Below are 16,770 nucleotides of genomic sequence, written 5' to 3' on the forward strand. Positions count from 1 at the left end.
CGCTGTCGGACGATCGTCACGCCAACGCTTTCTCCACGATCTCGCGCACGTCGCGCGACTTCACCTGCGACGTCACTTTCTCCAGCGCCGCGCGCATACCGTCACGCAGTGTCGGCGTAAAGCGGCGCCACAGTTCCAGCGAGCGGGCGAGGCGGGCGGCCACTTGCGGATTGATGGCGTCGAGCGCGATCACCTGCTCGGCCCAGAACGCATAGCCCGAACCGTCTTCGGCGTGGAACTGTGCGGGGTTCGCCGCGCAGAAGCTGAAAATCAGCGAGCGAGCCCGGTTCGGATTCTTCAGGTTGAAAGCCGGGTGCGCCATCAGCCTGCGTACGATCTCGATCACCGGACGCTGCGCGCTGCCACGTTGCGTGGCTTGCAAGGCAAACCACTTGTCGATGACGAGCGGTTCCTTTTCGAAGCGCCGGTAGAAGTCGTCCAGCGCCTGCTGCGCCTCAACGCTGCCGCCGTTCGCCGCCGACGCATTGAGCAACGCCGAGAGCGCCGCCGAGCGGTCGGTCATGTTGTTGGCGGCATCGTATTGCGCGGATGCAAGACGCACGGCTTCAGCCGGATCGTCGAGTTCCGCGAGATACGACAACGCAAGATTCTTCAACGCACGATGACCGGAAGCCTCCGGCGTCGCTTCATAGGCGCCCGGCGTGCGGTGCTTTTTGTACACGGCAAGCCAGTCCTTCCTGAGGGCATTCGCGAGGCGCTTGCGCACGAATTGCCGCGCGGCGTGTACGGCGGCCGGATTCGATTCGGCCATCTGTTCAGCCAGATACGCTTCCGACGGCAGCATCAATGCCAGTTCGCGGAACGACGGCGAGAGCGTTTCGTCGGTTAGCACGCGCGCGAACGCAGCGACGACCGAGTCGTCGAGCTGCAGCGGCACGCCGGTTGTGGCGCGCCCGGCGAGCGTCAGCAACTCGCGCGTGGCGAGCCGTTGACCGGCTTCCCAGCGGTTGAACGGGTCGCTGTCGTGCGCTAGCAGGAACGCGAGCTGATCGGCCGAGTAGTCGTATTCGACGATCACCGGCGCCGAGAAATTGCGCAGCAGCGAGGGCAGCGGTTCCTGCGCGACGTTGACGAACGTGAAGGTCTGTTCGGTCTGCGTAAATTCCAGCACGCGCGTGGTGGAGTCCGAAACTCTGGCTTCGCCCTCCAGTTGCAGCGGCAGGTCGTGGCCGTCCTTGCCGATCAAACCGATCGCGAACGGGATCAGCAGCGGGCCTTTTTGCGTTTCACGCGCGGCTGGCGCGGCATCGCCGTAGCCTTGCGTGAGCGTCACGCTGTAGCGTTGCTGCGCGGCGTCGTACTTCGTGCGTACCGAGACGCGCGGCGTGCCGGCCTGACTGTACCAGCGTTCGAATTGAGCGAGATCGCGGCCGTTCGCATCGGCGAGCGCGTGACGGAAGTCGTCGCAGGTCACAGCCTGGCCGTCATGACGCTTGAAGTACAGGTCCATGCCTTTGCGGAAACCGTCGCGGCCAAACAGCGTCTGATACATCCGCACGACTTCCGAGCCTTTTTCGTAGACCGTCATCGTGTAGAAGTTGTTGATCTCGACGTAGCTTTCCGGACGCACCGGGTGCGCCATCGGACCCGCGTCTTCGGCGAATTGCATCTGGCGCAGCACACGCACATCCTCGATGCGTTTGGTGGCGCGTGCGGCTTCGTCGGTCGCGCCGCCCGCCATGTCGGCCGAGAATTCCTGATCGCGGAACACCGTCAGGCCTTCTTTCAGGCTTAGCTGGAACCAGTCGCGGCACGTCACGCGGTTGCCGGTCCAGTTGTGGAAGTATTCGTGGCCGACCACCGCCTCGATGTTCGCGAAGTCGGTGTCCGTTGCCGTTTCGGGGTTCGCCAGCACGTACTTCGTGTTGAAGATGTTGAGCCCCTTGTTCTCCATCGCGCCCATGTTGAAGTCGCTCACCGCGACGATCATGAAACGGTCCAGATCCAGTTCCAGCCCGAAGCGCGACTCGTCCCAGCGGATCGAGTTGATCAGCGAATCCATGGCGTGACGGGTCTTGTCCAGGTCGTGCGGTTCGACCCACACCTGCAACAGCTTTTCCTTGCCCGAGCCGCTCTTCACGCGTTCTTCGAGCGCGACCAGCTTGCCCGCGACCAGCGCAAACAGATAGCTCGGCTTCCTGAACGGATCTTCCCAGCGGGCGAAATGGCGGCCGTCCGGCAGATCGCCTTCTTCGAGCAGATTGCCGTTCGACAGCAGCACCGGATAGTCGGCCTTGCTGGCGCGCAGTGTGACCGTGAAGGTCGCCATCACGTCGGGGCGGTCGAGGAAATAGGTGATGCGGCGAAAGCCCTCGGCCTCGCACTGCGTGAAGAAGTTGCCGCCCGACACATACAGGCCCGACAGCGTGGTGTTTTCCGCCGGATTGCAGATGCTGGTGAGCGTGAGCTCAAAGTTATCCGGCACGTTGTCGAGCGTGAGGCCGTGTTCGTGCGCATGCGCGTGGGCGAACGGTGCGCCGTCGATCGTGGCGCCGACGAACTCGAGTTGTTCGCCCATCAGTTCGAAATTCGCGGCGTGGGACGCGTCCGGGTTGCGGCGCACCCGCATCGTGTTCCTGACGACGGTGCGTTCGGGGATCAGATCGAACTCCAGTGCGACGGTGTCGATCAGGAAGGCGGGCGGCGCGTAATCGGCGCGGCGGATCACATTGGGCGTTGCGGTATCGGCCATGGCGTTCTGTAGTGATGGGACTCGAGCCGTCAAGCGTGCTTATGGCGCGCGAGCCGGGCTTGTCGAGCCATTGTACAAAGGCTCGGCGGATTGTGCGGGTCGAACTTTTTACCGATTCGCCTGGTCAGCGTATTATCGGGGCCGCTCGGCGCAGCAAAGCATGCGCATGAGCCAACCCGCTCAAGAATGGCAATAACAGGCATCACGAGGTAGACCATGAAATTCGATCGATGGACCCGCCGCGCCACGCTGCTGCTGGCCACGCTGACGGTGCTGTTGTCCGGCTGCACGAGCTATGTGACCTCCCAGGTCACGGCGTTTTCCGACTGGAGCGGCAACGACGCCACCCGTACCTATGCCTTCACGCGAGCGGGGGATCAGCAGAACAATCTCGAACTCACCACCTACGAGCGTCTCGTCGGCAATGAGCTTGCCACGCATGCGTTCCGCCAGGTTGACACTTCCCAGGCGCGTTATCTGGTCGGGCTCTCTTACGGGATTCGCTCGGACATGGTGACGGTCGCGCAGCCGGTGTATTACAACCCCTGGCCGGCGCCGTACTGGGGCCGGCCGTTCGATCCGTGGGGCCCGTGGGGCGCGTTTCCGACCGCCTATGTGAACCAGAGCTACCCGATCTTCACGCACCTGCTCGGCGTGCGGATCACCGAGCGCGCCAGTGGCAAAGAGGTCTATAACGTGACGGCGCGCAACTCGGACGAAGAATCGTCGCTGGTGAGGGCCATGCCGTATCTGGCGCGCAGCGCGCTGGCTGACTTCCCGCTTGGTAACGGCGTGGTCCATACCGTGAAGATTCCCGTCGACAAGAACGGTGGGATCTCGAACGAAGTCGCAACGACGGGCGCCGCGCCCGCGGCCGCGCCGGCTTCGGCGCCGGGTGCGAAGGTCGTGCAATAGGGCGTGCAATAAGCGCTACACCGGCGCGGCGGTAAGCGCCCGTAAGTGGCGCGTGAGATTTCGGAGACGCGCGGCATCTAACTCAGCAGCGCGGCACCGACGCATTGAAGTGTTCCGAAACGAAACACTTGTTTAGAAAGCTAAATGAAAGTATTCGCGTCTATTTACGGATGCGACAGCGCCTGTCTGGCCCGCAGAGCTCGCTGCAAGCGGCTTTGCAGGCTTTTCACGGACGCGCAAGGGCCGCCAGGCCTATATTTTGACGTTGTCCAGGCATCCGTCGCACCCGCGATACGGATACAGATAGATACGTCTTTTGTGGCTGATTTAATCCACAATATTCAGTATGATTCCGGCGACCACAGGGAGCCTGAGTCAATCCATCAGACTAATTGGCAAAGGCACCTAAATAATCGGGGCCAAGTGCCGTTAAATCGCTGAACCCTATATAAGAAGATTGGATTGACCCCCGGCTGGAGATTGTCGTTCCGCGCGGCGCGCATACGCTGTGACGGCTGCGTATTCCGTCAGGCACCCTCAGCCTCTCCTCGCTTCTACGCGCGAACACCGATATGCCCGATCTGCACTGGACCATTCCGGTCGCTCGCTGGTCTAGCTGGCCTGCTGCCGCATCTGCCGCACCCGACATCGGCTTTATCGAGCCGATCGTGCGGCGTCGCCTGAGCACGCTGTCCAAAGTCGCCCTGAAGGTCGCGCACGACTGCGTGGCGCAAGACGAGGTCAGAGTCGTGTTCGCTTCACGCCATGGCGAATTGCGGCGCACCACGGACATCCTGCGTACCATCAGCGCGGGCGAGCCGGTCTCGCCGACCGCCTTCAGCCTGTCGGTGCTGAACGCCATGACCGGTGTCTTCGGCATTGCGCGCGGTGACCGTTCCGCTGCCAGCGCGATCTCGGCCGGCGCCGAGACGCTCGGTTACGCGTTGCTGGAAGCGTACGCGCAATACGCAACGCAGCCCGGCTCACCGGTATTGCTGGTGTACGCTGACGAACCGGCCGATCCGGCGTACGGCACGATTGAAGACGAAGTGCAGGGCGGCGCGATCGCGATCCTGCTGAACGGCGAAGCGGCGACGGGGCAACTGGTCTGCACGTTGTCCGGCGGAGGCGAGCCGGAGGCAGCCCGGGCCGCGCAGGAGGCAAATCACGCAGACGCGGGGAATATGGCAACTGCGGTGGCAACCGCGGTGGCAACTGCGAAGGCAAGCGCGGAAGAAAGTTTCGCGACCCAGAGCCAGGCGCTGCAGCACTGTCTGGAAACGGGCAGGCCCGCCGTCTGGCAAGGCGCCGGCGCGGCCTGGCATTGGAGGTGGCATGAACGCGCGGCTTGATTACGTTTGGCGGTTCTGTGCGACAGGCATGGCCTTCGTGGTGTTCGGCATCTGCGGCGTGCTGTTTTCGGTGCTGGTGTTCCCGCTCGCGTGGCTGTGGCCGCACCGGGCGTCGCGTCAGCGCGTGGTGACGACCGTGATTCACTGGTTTTTCCGCGCGCTGGTCGCGGTGTTGCAGCGCATCGGTGTGATGGAGCTCGAGGTATCGGGTGGGCAGGCATTGCGCGCCGGCGGCCCGGCGATCGTGGTCGCCAATCACCCGACGTACCTGGACGTGATGGTGTTGTTGTCGCTTACGCCGCGTGCCTGTTGCGTGGTGAAAAACGCGCACTGGGGCAACCCGTGTTTCTGGGGAATCGTGCGCTCGGCGGAATATGTGAGCAACGCCGATCCCTCGGAGCTCGTCGAAGCCGGCGCGCGGCAGCTAGCAGCGGGCTACACGATGATTATTTTTCCCGAGGGCACGCGCAGCCCCGCGCCGAACCGGCTGCACGCGTTTTCACGCGGGTTCGCGCACATGGCGTTGAAGGTCGGCGCGCCGATCGTGCCGGTGCTGATGGACTGCGATCCGCCGGCGTTCACCAAGCAGATGCGCTGGTACGACGTGCCGGCGCGCGCTTTCCGGATCCGCGTGAACGTGCTCGAGCCGCTTGGCGTCGAGCAACTCGCCGACCACGACACTTCACCGTCTCTCGCGGCGCGCAGCGTGACCAGCGCCATCGAAGCCCACATTACTCAGCACCTGTTCGATTATGGATTCTTTAAAACTGGAAATTAAACAGCTTCTGATCGAAGCCCTCGATCTGGAAGACCTGAGCCCGGCCGATATCGACGACGACGCCCCGTTGTTCGATACCGACGGCATCGGTCTCGACTCGATCGACGCGCTCGAGATCGGCATCGTGCTGCGCAAACAATACCAACTGACCATCGCAGCGAACGACGAACGCACCCGCGAACACTTCCGCTCGATCAGCACGCTGGCCGCGCTGGTCGCGAGTCAACGCGAAACGGCGCATGCTGTGAACGAAACCACAATAAAAGGGGATTAATCGTGTCCGAGGCAGAGATTCTTGAACGCATCCGCGCCATCTTCAAAGAGAACTTCGCGATCGAGCCGGAGCGCGTGACGCCCGACGCACATCTCTTCGAAGACCTCGATCTCGACAGTATCGACGCCGTCGACCTCGCGATCAAACTGCAGGAAATGACCGGCCGCCGCATCAAGCCGGAAGAATTCAAGTCGGTGCGCACGGTCGGCGATGTGATCGGTGCGGTCGAGTCCCTGCTGGCGGCACAAGGCTGATGCCATCCGTGCGTTCGCGAATGCAAGCGGCGGCGAGTCGGCCCGCCGAGGCATCGCCCGGCACTGAGCGCCACTGGGCCAAAACGGTGGTGCAGGTCCTGCTGAAACTCGCATATCCCGCGTTGATTCTGTGTGCCTGGCGCTGGGACACGCCGCGCTATGTCGGCTGCATGCTGTTTGCGATTCTGTGGCTGCAACGCTGGGCCGGCAGTGGTCCGGTCGCAACCTCGCTGCGCCGGCTCTCCACGATCGACTGGACCGTGGTCGGCTTGCTGAGCTGCGCCTCGGCGGCGATCGTGTTCACCAACAGCGAGCTGCTGCTGCGCCTCTATCCGTCGCTCGTCAATCTGGGCCTGTTGATCGCGTTCGGTGCGACGCTGGTGCGCGGGCCGTCGATGATCGAAAAATTCGCGCGGCTGGGCAATCCGAATTTGCCGCCTGGCGCGGTGCGCCATACGTGGCGCGTGACCCAGGTGTGGTGCGTATTCTTCGCGCTGAACGGCGTGTTCTCCGCTTATACGGCGCTCTATTGGAGCCGCGCAAACTGGTCGCTCTATAACGGCGCGATTGCGTATGGGTTGATCGGCGTGCTGCTGGTGGCCGAGGTCATCTGGCGTTATCTGGTGGTGCTGCCGCGAGCCGCGCGTTCGGAGGCGGCATGATTGCGCTGCATGATCTGTTGTCCGCGGGCCATGGGGCCGCCATTGTGAATGCGCCGGTATGCCGCGACGGCGCGACGGTGCTCGACCGCGCAGCGTTTCGCGCGCGCGTGTCGGCTCTGGTCACGCTGATGCAAACGCAAGACGCGCGCCGCTACGCGTTATGCATCGACGATCCGTTCGATTTCGCCTGCGCGCTGTTTGCGCTGTTCGCGTGCGGCAAAGAGCCGGTGATTCCGGCCAATGCGACGCCGGGCTATCTCGCCGATCTTGCCGACGCGTACGACGCCGTGCTGACCGACGCCGATCTGCCGCGCGGTGTGCGAGACGCTGACGCTGACGCCGATGCCGATGCCACACACACGCCAGGCGCCTCGCACACGATCGATCCGCAAGCTCCGTTGACGCTCTACACCTCCGGCAGCAGCGGCGCCCCCAAGCCGATCCGCAAGACCCTCGCGCAATTCAACGCCGAAGTGCACACGCTCGAAAAACAGTGGGGCGCTTTGGTCGGCGATGCGACGATGCTCGCGAGCGTGCCGCATCATCACATTTACGGTTTGCTGTTTCGCGTGCTGTGGCCGCTTGCAGCGGGCCGCGCGTTCGACCGCGCGATCAGCATCGAGCCTTTGCATCTGCAAACTCAGATCGAGCAATGCGGCGCGACCGTGGTTGTTTCGACGCCCGCGCAGTTGTCGCGTTGGCCCGCGTTGCCTGGTTTCGCCGCGTTGACGCCGGCGCCGCGCGCATTCTTTTCTTCGGGCGGCCCGCTCACCTTGGAAGCCGCGCAGGAATACGCCGCCGCTTATGGCGCTGCGCCGCTCGAAATCTACGGCAGTACGGAAACCGGTGGCATCGCGTGGCGTCGTCAGGACCAGACTGATGCCTGGCAGCCGGTCGTCGGCATTGAAGTGCGCCGCGACGAAGACGGCGCGCTGAACGTCCGCTCGCCGCATCTCGATCACACCGGCTGGCATCGCACGGACGACAAGATCGCGTTCGACGCCGATGGCCGCTTCCGCCTGCAAGGTCGGCTCGATCGCGTGCTCAAGCTGGACGGCAAGCGCGTGTCGCTGCCGGAGCTCGAAGCGCGTCTCGCGCTGCATCCGTATGTCGCGCAAGCGGCGATCGTGCCGCTTGAAGGCGCCTCGCGCGAGCGCGTCGGCGCCGTCGTGGCGCTGACGGAAGCCGGCTGCGAGGCATTGCGGGACGAAGGCCGTGTGCTGCTCGCGCAAACCCTGCGCCGGCATCTCGCTGCCTATTTCGATGTGGTGGTGCTGCCGCGTCATTGGCGTTTCCGCCTCACGTTGCCGTTCGACGCGCGCGGCAAACTGCCGGTGGCTGCGGTCGCGGCGGCTTTCGAGCCGCGCGCGGACGGCGTGGAAGTGCTCGCCGAAGCCCGCAGTGCCGACACGCTGCACTACGAACTGCGGGTGCCGCCGACGCTCGTGCATTTCGCCGGCCACTTCCCCGGTCTGCCGATTCTGCCGGGCGTGGTCCAGGTGCATTGGGCGATGCATCTGGCGGCCGAACACGTGCCGGCCGTGCGCGCGCTGGCATCGGTCGACCGTCTCAAGTTCATGGCGCCGGTGCCGCCGGGCGCGGTGCTGAATCTCACGCTCGCACACGACGCAGCGCGTGGCCGCGTGCAGTTCGCGTACCGGCTGAGCGGGCGTGAATGCGCATCGGGCGTGATCGTGTATCGGGAGCCTGCATGATGCGCTTCGCTCCTTGCATCGTTATTCCGATTTACAACCACAAGGACGCGATCGGCGCGACCGTTGCCCATCTCGCGGTGCACGGCTTGCCGATCTTTGTCGTCGACGACGGCAGCGACGAGGCGACCCGGCAGGTGCTCGCCTCACTCGCGCAACAGTACGCGGGGCAGCTCACGCTGCTGCGTTTGCCAGTTAACGGCGGCAAGGGCGCGGCCGTGATGGCGGGACTGCGCGCCGCGCGCACTGCGGAGTACACGCACGCTCTGCAGATCGACGCCGACGGCCAGCACGACGCGACCGATGTGCCACGTTTCATCGAAGCGGCGCTCGCCGAACCGGGCGCGGTGATCCTCGGCCGCCCGGTCTACGACGAGAGCGTGCCGAAATCGCGCCTCTACGGCCGTTATCTGACGCACGTATGGGTGTGGATCGAAACGCTCTCGCTGACGATCCGCGATTCGATGTGCGGCTTCCGTCTGTATCCGCTTGCGCTGGCCTGCGAGCTGATCGACAGCGTGCAACTGCCGACGCGCATGGACTTCGACATCGAAATTCTCGTGCGTTTGTACTGGCGGCGCGCCGCGTTCCGCTCGATTCCGACGCGCGTCACCTATGCAATCGATGGCGTCTCGCATTTCGACGTGCTGTGGGACAACGTGCGCATCAGCCGCAGCCACACGCGCCTCGTGTTCGGCATGCTGTGGCGTCTGCCGATGCTGCTCGCGCACAAAGTGATGCCACGCCGTCTGGCGATCGCAAGTGAGGCGGTTAAGCAGAACGAACCGGGCAAGCCGGGCAACCTGAGCGAACCCGGCCAGCACGCTGAACAAAACGAACAAAGCCCCCAGGACTGGTGGCGGATCGCCGAACGCGGCAGCCATCTGGGCATGTCCTTGCTCGCGCTCAGTTGCAAGCTGTTCGGCCGCCGTTTCACGGCGCTCTGGCTGCATCCGATCGTCGCGTATTTTCTGCTGACGGGCCGCGCCGCACGCGAGGCGTCGAGCAACTACTTCACGCGTCTTGGCGAAGCCGCACCGCACGGCGATACGCCGCGTCCGGGTTGGCTGTCCGCCTATCGCCACATGCTGGCGTTCGCGCAATCGGGCTTCGATAAGCTCGCGGCATGGTCTGGCCGCGTCAACAACGCCGACGTCAAATTCGAAGACCCATCGGCATTCGAAGCATTGGTCGCAAGCGGCAAAGGTGCGCTCGTGATCGGCGCGCATCTCGGCAATCTGGAAATGACCCGCGCGCTCGCCGCGCAGGGCGCCTACGCGAAAGTCACTGCCGTGGTCTACACCGAACACGCGCGGCGCTTCAATAGCGTGCTGGCTTCGGCGAATAGCCAGTTCGCGCGGCATCTACTCGAAGTCAGCGACTTCGGTCCCGAGACCGCCATGATGATGCAGGAGCGCGTCGACGCGGGCGAGCTGCTGGTGATCGTCGGCGACCGCGTGCCGGCACACGAAGCGGGCCGCACGACGGAAGCGCAATTTCTCGGCTCGACCGCCCCGTTCGCGCAAGGCCCCTACGTGCTCGCCCATGCGTTGGGCTGCCCTGTCTATCTGTTCTTCTGTCTGAAAGAGCGCGACGGCTATCGTCTGTATTTCGAACCGTTCGCCGAGCGCATCGAGTTGCCGCGCCGCGAACGCGCGCAGCATCTTGCCGCGTGGGCGCAGCGTTACGCGGCGCGCCTCGAACACTATTGCCGCAAGGCACCCTATCAATGGTTCAATTTCTTCGATTTCTGGGCCAGCCCCAAGCGAGGCACACATGGCCGAACATGATCTGATCGAGGCGCAGAGCGCTAGCGCAAGTGAGAATGCCCGCGCGAACGCAAACGCGGCGGCGGCGGTAACGATCGGCGGCCGCAAGCTGACGATCGAAGAAGTCGTTGCGATCGCCCACCATCGCGCACCAGTTGCGTTGAGCGCCGATCCGGCGTGGCGTGCGCGCATCCAGCGCGGCGCGGATTTTCTGCGCCGGCATCTGGCATCGGGCGCGACCGTGTACGGCGTCAACACCGGCTATGGCGACGCGTGCGTGGTCGACGTGCCGATGGAACTCGTCGAAGCCTTGCCGTTGCAGTTGACGCGCTACCACGGCTGCGGAATGGGCCAGTATCTCGACGACGCGCAAACGCTCGCAGTGATCGCCGCGCGACTCAATTCGCTGGCCTACGGGTTCTCCGGCGTGCGCCCGGTGTTGCTCGAACGCCTTGCCGATCTGATCAATCATCGCGTGTTGCCGCGCATTCCGTCGGAAGGTTCGGTCGGTGCAAGCGGCGACTTGACGCCGCTCTCGTATGTGGCCGCCGCGCTCGCGGGTGAACGCGATGTGATGTTCGAAGACAGTCTGCGCAACGTGCGCGAGGTCTGGACCGAACTGGGTCACGAGCCGCTGACGCTCGCGCCGAAAGAAGGCCTCGCGCTGATGAACGGCACTGCGGTAATGACGGGCCTCGCCTGTCTCGCGTTCGCGCGTGCCGATCATCTGACGCGTCTCACCGCACGGCTCACCGCGCTTTCTACCGTTGCACTCGACGGCCGTGCCGCGCACTTCGACGCGATGCTGTTCGAAGTGAAGCCGCATGCAGGCCAGGCTGAAGCCGCGACGTGGATTCGCGACGATCTGAGCGGGCGCGACGATACGCCGGGGCATCGTCTGCAGGACCGCTATTCGATTCGCTGCGCGCCGCATGTGATCGGCGTTGCGCGCGATGCCTTGTCGTGGGTGCGCCGCGATGTCGAGAACGAACTGAACAGCGCGAACGACAACCCGCTGATCGATCCCGACAACGAGCGCGTGCTGCACGGCGGCAACTTCTACGGCGGCCATATCGCGTTCGCGATGGACTCGCTGAAAGTCGCGGTCGCCAATCTCGCCGATCTGATGGACCGGCAGCTTGCATTGCTGGTCGACGTGAATTTCAACAACGGCTTGCCGCGCAACCTGTCGGGTGCGGCGCCCGCGCGCGCCGCGATCAATCACGGTTTCAAGGCGGTGCAGATTTCGTCGTCCGCATGGACGGCCGAAGCGTTGAAGAACACGATGCCCGCGAGCGTGTTCTCGCGTTCGACCGAAGCGCACAATCAGGACAAGGTCAGCATGGGCACGATCGCCGCGCGCGACTGTTTGCGTGTGCTGGAGTTGACCGAACAGGTCGCCGCCGCGCATACGCTGGCGACGGTGCAAGCCGCGCGCCTGCGGTTGAAGATCGACAGCACCACGCCGGTTCCCGCGCCGCTACAAGTATTCATCGATAGCGTGACGGCGCAGTCGCCGTTCGTCGACGAGGACCGCGCGCTGGAAAGCGACCTGCGCGCGCTGACTGCACGTATCGCCGCATGCGATCTGTTGAACGACTATCGCGGAGGCCCGAGCGCATGACTGGCTCCCCTAAAGTGCTGACAGCCAGCGCGATGGTCGAAGTGCCGTTTCACGACGTCGACGCGATGAACGTGTGCTGGCATGGCCACTATCTGAAGTACTTCGAGATCGGCCGCGCGGCGCTCTTGCGCACCTTCGACTACGACTACCGCGAGATGCAGGCCTCGGGTTACCTATGGCCGATCGTCGAGGCGCATCTGAAGTATGTGCGCCCGACCACCTACGGCCAGGCGCTCGAAGTGCGCACGCAACTGCTCGAACACGAAAACCGCCTGAAAATAGGCTATGAAATTGTCGATTGCGCATCCGGTACGCGATTGACGAAGGGCTACACGATCCAGGTCGCAGTCGATGCCGCGACGCAGGAATTGCAGTTCGTGTCACCGCCCGTCGTATTCGAAAAGCTGGAGCGTGTATGGGGACGATGAACTTGCGCGGTGTGGCAGCGGGCGGGTTTCTCGCGCTAGGCACGCTAAGCGTATTGAGCGTATCGAGTCTGGCAGCATGGCCGACTGTGGCGTCTGCGGCTGAAACTGCACAGTCCGCCGGCAACCCCGCTCTCGTTTCGCAGATCGCCTCCCATCTCGCGCAGGCCAAGGGCGTCCGCGCGCAATTCACGCAAACGCAAACGCTCGCGGCGATGAAGCAGCCGCTCGTCAGCACGGGTTCACTGCTGTTCTTCCGCGATCGTGGCGTGATCTGGCAGATCGACACGCCGTACAAAGCCACCTACGTGATCACCGATGCGGGCGTCGCCGAAGTCGACACCAACGGCCAGCGCGTGACGGCTCACAATGCCCAGGGCACACGCGGCGTCGCGCAGGTTTCGAAGATGATGCGCGCGATGCTCGGCGGCGATCTGTCGGCTCTGTATTCGCAATTCGACGTGCAGGCCGAAGGCAGCGCCGCGCAGTGGCGCATGCAACTCACGCCGAACCAGCCGCAGATCGCGCAGTCGATCAAAGGTTTGCAGATGAACGGCGGCGACTATCTTCAAAGCCTGCGCATCACGCTCGCGAACGGCGACATCACAAAACTCGACTTTGCTAAAAGCGCGGCGGTGACCGAACCAACGCCGGCTGAGCGCAGCCTGCTCGGAGCGCCGTAATGCTGGTGCTGCAACAGCGGTCCGCGAAACAGGCGTGGGGCATGCGCGCCGCGTGGCTGCTGCTCGCGCTCGCCGCGGTGCTGTATTGCGGCTGGCGTTTCGCGGGACCTTCGCCGCTGCAGACCAATCTGCTGGCGTTGCTGCCTGCCACGGAAGCGGATCCGGTCGCCGAGAAGGCGGTCGATACGCTGGCGAGCGCGCTGGGCGACCGCACGGTTTTTCTGGTCACCAGCAACGATGACGCGCACGCCAAAGCGGCAGCGAAACAACTCGGCGCATCGTTGCAGAAGAGCGGGGCGTTCGGCTCGGTGACGGCGGAGTTGCCGCCGTTCGATCTGTCGCAGATCGCCGCGTTGTATATGCCGTATCGGTTCGGTTTGCTGGCGCCCGTTGACGGCGCGGCACTCGCGCAGAGCAATGCGGCAAGCCCTGCGCTGCACGACGCACTCGCGCAGCGCATTTACAGCCCGTTGCGCGGCGGCCTGACCACGCCACTCGCCGACGACCCATTCGGTTGGCTCGAACACTGGCTCGGCGGTTTGCCGCTCGCCACGTCGAATCTCGAACTCGAAGACAACATGCTGGTGTCGCATCGCGGCAGCGCGACCAGCGTGCTGATCGTAGCTACGCTGCCGGGCTCCGCCTACGAATCGAAAACGCAGCACGCCGTGCTCGCCGCGCTCGCGCAAGGCGAAAGCACCTTGAAGCAGGCGTTCCCCGAAGTGTCGGTGGCGAGAACCGGGGCGGTGTTCTACGCGGAGTCGGCACGTAGCGCATCGGAACACGAGGTGCATCTGATCGGCGTCGCGTCGCTGTGCGGGATTGCGTTGCTGATGATGTGGGTGTTCCGCTCGCCGCGTCTGTTGCTGCTCGGTTTCGTTTCGACGGCGCTCGGCATCGTATGTGCGCTCGCGGTCACGATGCTGGTGTTCGGTCAATTGCATCTGTTGACGCTGGTGTTCGGCGCGAGCCTGATCGGCGAAGCGGTCGATTATTCGATTCAGTATTTCGTGGTCTATCTCGGCGCGGAGCGCGATTGGGATTCGCGCCGTGGTGCGCGTGCGGTACGTCCGGCTTTGACGGTTGCGCTTGCCACCAGTCTGCTCGGCTACGCGATCCTCACGTGGGTGCCGTTCCCCGCGCTCAAGCAGATTGCATGCTTCGCGATGGCAGGCATTGTGACGGCGTATGCCTCCGTGCTGTGGTTGTTGCCCGCGCTGCTCACGCGCCCGCCGAAGCGCGGCCCGCGGCGCCTGTTCGCTGGTGCGGCGCGTGTGCTGACGGTCTGGCATCGCACGATCGGCGGCAAGCGCGCATGGTTCGTCGCGGCGCTGTTGCTGATCTTGGCGATTCCCGGCTGGTTGCGTCTGACGAGCGACGACGATATCCATCTGCTGATCCAGCGTGATCCTTCGCTGGTCGCGCAGGAAGACCAGGTGCGCGCGGCGGTGGGTGTCGATAACAGCGCGCAGTTTTTTGTCGTGCGTGGCGAGACGCCGGAAATCGTCTTGCAGCGCGCCGAAGCGCTGGGCGCGAAGCTTGACGGGTTGAGCGGCACGGCGAACAAGGTCGGCAGCTATCAGTCGGTGGCGCAGTTTGTGCCGTCCGCGAAGCAGCAAAACGAAGATCGTGCATTGCTTGCGCAGCACGTATTCAACGATCCCGCGGCATTGCGTGCGACGCTGCTGCAGGCGGGCTTTAAAGACGAAGTCGCCGATGCCTGGCTCGCTGCGTATGCGAAACCGCAGCCGCTGCTTACGCTCGACACGTGGCTCGCCGCACCGTGGTCGCAGCCCTACAGGCATCTGTGGCTGGGTGAAGTCGATTCGGCCACCAAAGCGTATGCGGCGGTCGTGATTCCACAAGGCGTGACGCCGCAGAACGAACCCGCGCTGATCGCCACCGCGCAGGCGCTGCCCGGCGTCGTATTCGTCGACAAGGCGGCGAGCGTCTCGAAGCTGTTCGGCGCGTATCGCGTGGACAGCGGGTGGTGGCTCGGCGGTGCGCTCGCGCTCGTGCTCGTCCTGCTGATGCTGCGCTACCGCGCGCGCGGCGGCATTGCCGTGACGCTGCCGGTGCTGCTCGCGGTCGTCGTCACGCTCGCGGTGTTCGGCTACGTTCACGTGCCGCTCAATCTGTTCAACTGGCTCGCGCTGATGCTGGTGCTCGGCGTTGGCGCAAACTATGCGGTGTTTCTGCGCGAAGGCTGTTTGCGCGCGGACGCGGATCTCGGCGCGGTGTGGACCGGCGTGCTGCTGTCATCGGCCACCACGCTGTTGTCGTTCGGCATGCTCGGCATGAGCGCGATGCCCGCGCTGGAGAGTTTCGGCGCCACGCTCGCGCTCGGCATCCTCGTATCGGTGCTGCTCGCGCCGATCGGCATGCCATCGGAATCAAGGAGGGCCGCATGAAGGCGCCATCAGTTTATTTGCACGCGCTCGGCATGATCAATGCGCTCGGCGGCGACCTCGATGCAATCGTCCCAGCGCTTGCCGCCGGTCACGCACCCGGTATGGCGCACGCGCATACGGGCATTGGCGAAGCGTTTGTCGGCAGCGTACTTACGCCGCTCGATATTGCGCCGCCCGCCGGGCTCGCACGGTACGACTGCCGCAATAACCGCTTGCTGCTGGCCGCGCTGACACAGATCGCGCCCGCGGTCGACGCGGCGCGCGAGCGTTACGGCGCGCATCGGATCGGCGTGGTGCTCGGCACCAGCACGTCGGGTATCGAAGCGGCCGAAGCCGCGTTCGTCTATCACGCGCAAGCGGGCGACCTGCCCGCCAATTTCAATTACCGGCAGATGGAGATCGGCACCGCCGCGCCGTTCGCCGCCGCCGCGCTCGGCGTGCAGGGCCCGGCATTCACGATCTCGACCGCTTGCACTTCGAGCGCGAAGGCCTTTGCGTCGGCGCGCCGTCTGCTGCAATTGCGGCTGTGCGACGCGGTGGTGGTGGGGGGTGTCGATTCGCTGTGCGAGTTGACGGTGCAGGGTTTCGCTTCGCTCGAATCGACCAGCGGTGTGCGCAGCAATCCGATGAGCCGCAATCGCTGCGGGATCAACGTCGGCGAAGGCGCAGCCGTGTTCCTGATGAGCCGCGAAGAAGCGGCAGTGCGACTAGCGGGTGTCGGCGAATCGAGCGATGCGCATCATATTTCCTCGCCGGACCCCCAAGGCGTGGGCGGCGAACTCGCGCTGCAAGCGGCGTTGGCCGACGCGGGCATCGCATCGTCGGCAATCGGCTATGTGAATCTGCATGCTACCGCCACACGCAAGAACGACGACATGGAAGCGAAGCTGATGGCGCGTGTCTTCCCCAACGGCGTGGCGACGAGCGGCACCAAGCCGCTGACGGGTCACCAACTCGGCGCGGCGGGCGCGACCGAACTCGCCTTCGCGTGGTTGACGCTGGCACGCGCGAATGAGTCGCAACCCGTGCCGCTGCCGCGTCATCTGTGGGACGGCGCTGCCGATCCCACGTTACCGGTGCTCGACCTGGTCGAAACCGAACGCTTTCTGCCGCAACGCGCGGGAGCGCAGTACGTGATGAGCAATTCGTTTGCATTCGGCGGCAGCAATGTCAGCCTGATCCTTGGACGGTGACGCGC

Annotated in this window: 14 protein-coding genes; 13 read left to right on the forward strand and 1 reads right to left on the reverse strand. The window is 64.4% G+C overall.

Going from position 1 to position 16,770, the window contains the following annotated elements; translation table 11 throughout:
* Positions 1 to 16 precede the first annotated feature (16 nt).
* Entirely contained in the window at positions 17 to 2,713 is a 2,697-nt protein-coding gene (gene pepN, locus M0D64_RS36480; protein ID WP_266261287.1) for an aminopeptidase N, read from the reverse strand.
* A gap of 216 nt (positions 2,714 to 2,929) precedes the next feature.
* On the opposite strand from pepN, the gene M0D64_RS36485 reads away from it, so the two are divergent.
* The 13 genes from M0D64_RS36485 to M0D64_RS36545 all read left to right on the forward strand — a co-directional run bounded on the left by M0D64_RS36485 (position 2,930) and on the right by M0D64_RS36545 (position 16,765).
* Complete coding sequence (locus M0D64_RS36485) at positions 2,930 to 3,628, forward strand: DUF4136 domain-containing protein (protein ID WP_154559939.1); 699 nt, start codon at positions 2,930 to 2,932, stop codon at positions 3,626 to 3,628.
* 572 nt (positions 3,629 to 4,200) lie between these two features.
* Positions 4,201 to 4,980, forward strand: coding sequence for a beta-ketoacyl synthase chain length factor (locus M0D64_RS36490; protein ID WP_266261288.1), 780 nt, complete (start codon positions 4,201 to 4,203; stop codon positions 4,978 to 4,980).
* On the forward strand, positions 4,964 to 5,758 hold the full coding sequence (locus tag M0D64_RS36495; protein WP_093639093.1) for a 1-acyl-sn-glycerol-3-phosphate acyltransferase: 795 nt from the start codon (positions 4,964 to 4,966) through the stop codon (positions 5,756 to 5,758). The genes M0D64_RS36490 and M0D64_RS36495 overlap by 17 nt, the downstream gene beginning before the upstream one ends.
* Positions 5,733 to 6,032, forward strand: a complete 300-nt coding sequence (locus M0D64_RS36500) for a phosphopantetheine-binding protein (protein ID WP_154559941.1) — start codon at positions 5,733 to 5,735, stop codon at positions 6,030 to 6,032. Before M0D64_RS36495 ends, M0D64_RS36500 begins: the two co-directional genes overlap by 26 nt.
* A 2-nt stretch (positions 6,033 to 6,034) precedes the next feature.
* On the forward strand, positions 6,035 to 6,286 hold the full coding sequence (locus tag M0D64_RS36505) for an acyl carrier protein (RefSeq protein ID WP_020069032.1): 252 nt from the start codon (positions 6,035 to 6,037) through the stop codon (positions 6,284 to 6,286).
* On the forward strand, positions 6,286 to 6,948 hold the full coding sequence (locus M0D64_RS36510) for a hypothetical protein (RefSeq protein ID WP_266261289.1): 663 nt from the start codon (positions 6,286 to 6,288) through the stop codon (positions 6,946 to 6,948). The genes M0D64_RS36505 and M0D64_RS36510 overlap by 1 nt, the downstream gene beginning before the upstream one ends.
* A complete protein-coding gene (locus M0D64_RS36515; RefSeq protein ID WP_266261290.1) occupies positions 6,945 to 8,663 on the forward strand; it encodes an AMP-binding protein in 1,719 nt (572 codons plus the stop codon). The genes M0D64_RS36510 and M0D64_RS36515 overlap by 4 nt, the downstream gene beginning before the upstream one ends.
* On the forward strand, positions 8,663 to 10,450 hold the full coding sequence (locus tag M0D64_RS36520) for a glycosyltransferase (protein WP_266261316.1): 1,788 nt from the start codon (positions 8,663 to 8,665) through the stop codon (positions 10,448 to 10,450). Before M0D64_RS36515 ends, M0D64_RS36520 begins: the two co-directional genes overlap by 1 nt.
* Positions 10,437 to 12,053 carry a histidine ammonia-lyase gene (hutH, locus tag M0D64_RS36525; protein WP_266261291.1) on the forward strand — a complete coding sequence of 539 codons (1,617 nt, stop codon included), beginning with the start codon at positions 10,437 to 10,439 and terminating at the stop codon, positions 12,051 to 12,053. Before M0D64_RS36520 ends, hutH begins: the two co-directional genes overlap by 14 nt.
* Positions 12,050 to 12,481: a thioesterase family protein gene (locus M0D64_RS36530; RefSeq protein ID WP_266261292.1), complete on the forward strand. Its 432-nt coding sequence runs from the start codon at positions 12,050 to 12,052 to the stop codon at positions 12,479 to 12,481. The genes hutH and M0D64_RS36530 overlap by 4 nt, the downstream gene beginning before the upstream one ends.
* Entirely contained in the window at positions 12,469 to 13,161 is a 693-nt protein-coding gene (locus M0D64_RS36535) for an outer membrane lipoprotein carrier protein LolA (protein ID WP_266261293.1), read from the forward strand. The genes M0D64_RS36530 and M0D64_RS36535 overlap by 13 nt, the downstream gene beginning before the upstream one ends.
* On the forward strand, positions 13,161 to 15,572 hold the full coding sequence (locus M0D64_RS36540; RefSeq protein ID WP_266261294.1) for an MMPL family transporter: 2,412 nt from the start codon (positions 13,161 to 13,163) through the stop codon (positions 15,570 to 15,572). Before M0D64_RS36535 ends, M0D64_RS36540 begins: the two co-directional genes overlap by 1 nt.
* Positions 15,569 to 16,765, forward strand: a complete 1,197-nt coding sequence (locus M0D64_RS36545; protein WP_266261295.1) for a beta-ketoacyl-[acyl-carrier-protein] synthase family protein — start codon at positions 15,569 to 15,571, stop codon at positions 16,763 to 16,765. Before M0D64_RS36540 ends, M0D64_RS36545 begins: the two co-directional genes overlap by 4 nt.
* Positions 16,766 to 16,770: the final 5 nt, after the last annotated feature.

Source organism: Paraburkholderia sp. WS6 (assembly GCF_030464835.1).
In the GTDB taxonomy this organism is placed as follows: Bacteria; Pseudomonadota; Gammaproteobacteria; order Burkholderiales; family Burkholderiaceae; genus Paraburkholderia; species Paraburkholderia madseniana.

What these genes read in the sequence shown, in the direction of transcription:
- pepN (WP_266261287.1), bottom strand. Translation starts at nt 2,713, where the DNA reads ATGGCCGATACCGCAACGCCCAATGTGATCCGCCGCGCCGATTACGCG.
- M0D64_RS36485 (WP_154559939.1), top strand. Translation starts at nt 2,930, where the DNA reads ATGAAATTCGATCGATGGACCCGCCGCGCCACGCTGCTGCTGGCCACG.
- M0D64_RS36490 (WP_266261288.1), top strand. Translation starts at nt 4,201, where the DNA reads ATGCCCGATCTGCACTGGACCATTCCGGTCGCTCGCTGGTCTAGCTGG.
- M0D64_RS36495 (WP_093639093.1), top strand. Translation starts at nt 4,964, where the DNA reads ATGAACGCGCGGCTTGATTACGTTTGGCGGTTCTGTGCGACAGGCATG.
- M0D64_RS36500 (WP_154559941.1), top strand. Translation starts at nt 5,733, where the DNA reads ATGGATTCTTTAAAACTGGAAATTAAACAGCTTCTGATCGAAGCCCTC.
- M0D64_RS36510 (WP_266261289.1), top strand. Translation starts at nt 6,286, where the DNA reads ATGCCATCCGTGCGTTCGCGAATGCAAGCGGCGGCGAGTCGGCCCGCC.
- M0D64_RS36515 (WP_266261290.1), top strand. Translation starts at nt 6,945, where the DNA reads ATGATTGCGCTGCATGATCTGTTGTCCGCGGGCCATGGGGCCGCCATT.
- M0D64_RS36520 (WP_266261316.1), top strand. Translation starts at nt 8,663, where the DNA reads ATGCGCTTCGCTCCTTGCATCGTTATTCCGATTTACAACCACAAGGAC.
- hutH (WP_266261291.1), top strand. Translation starts at nt 10,437, where the DNA reads ATGGCCGAACATGATCTGATCGAGGCGCAGAGCGCTAGCGCAAGTGAG.
- M0D64_RS36530 (WP_266261292.1), top strand. Translation starts at nt 12,050, where the DNA reads ATGACTGGCTCCCCTAAAGTGCTGACAGCCAGCGCGATGGTCGAAGTG.
- M0D64_RS36535 (WP_266261293.1), top strand. Translation starts at nt 12,469, where the DNA reads ATGGGGACGATGAACTTGCGCGGTGTGGCAGCGGGCGGGTTTCTCGCG.
- M0D64_RS36540 (WP_266261294.1), top strand. Translation starts at nt 13,161, where the DNA reads ATGCTGGTGCTGCAACAGCGGTCCGCGAAACAGGCGTGGGGCATGCGC.
- M0D64_RS36545 (WP_266261295.1), top strand. Translation starts at nt 15,569, where the DNA reads ATGAAGGCGCCATCAGTTTATTTGCACGCGCTCGGCATGATCAATGCG.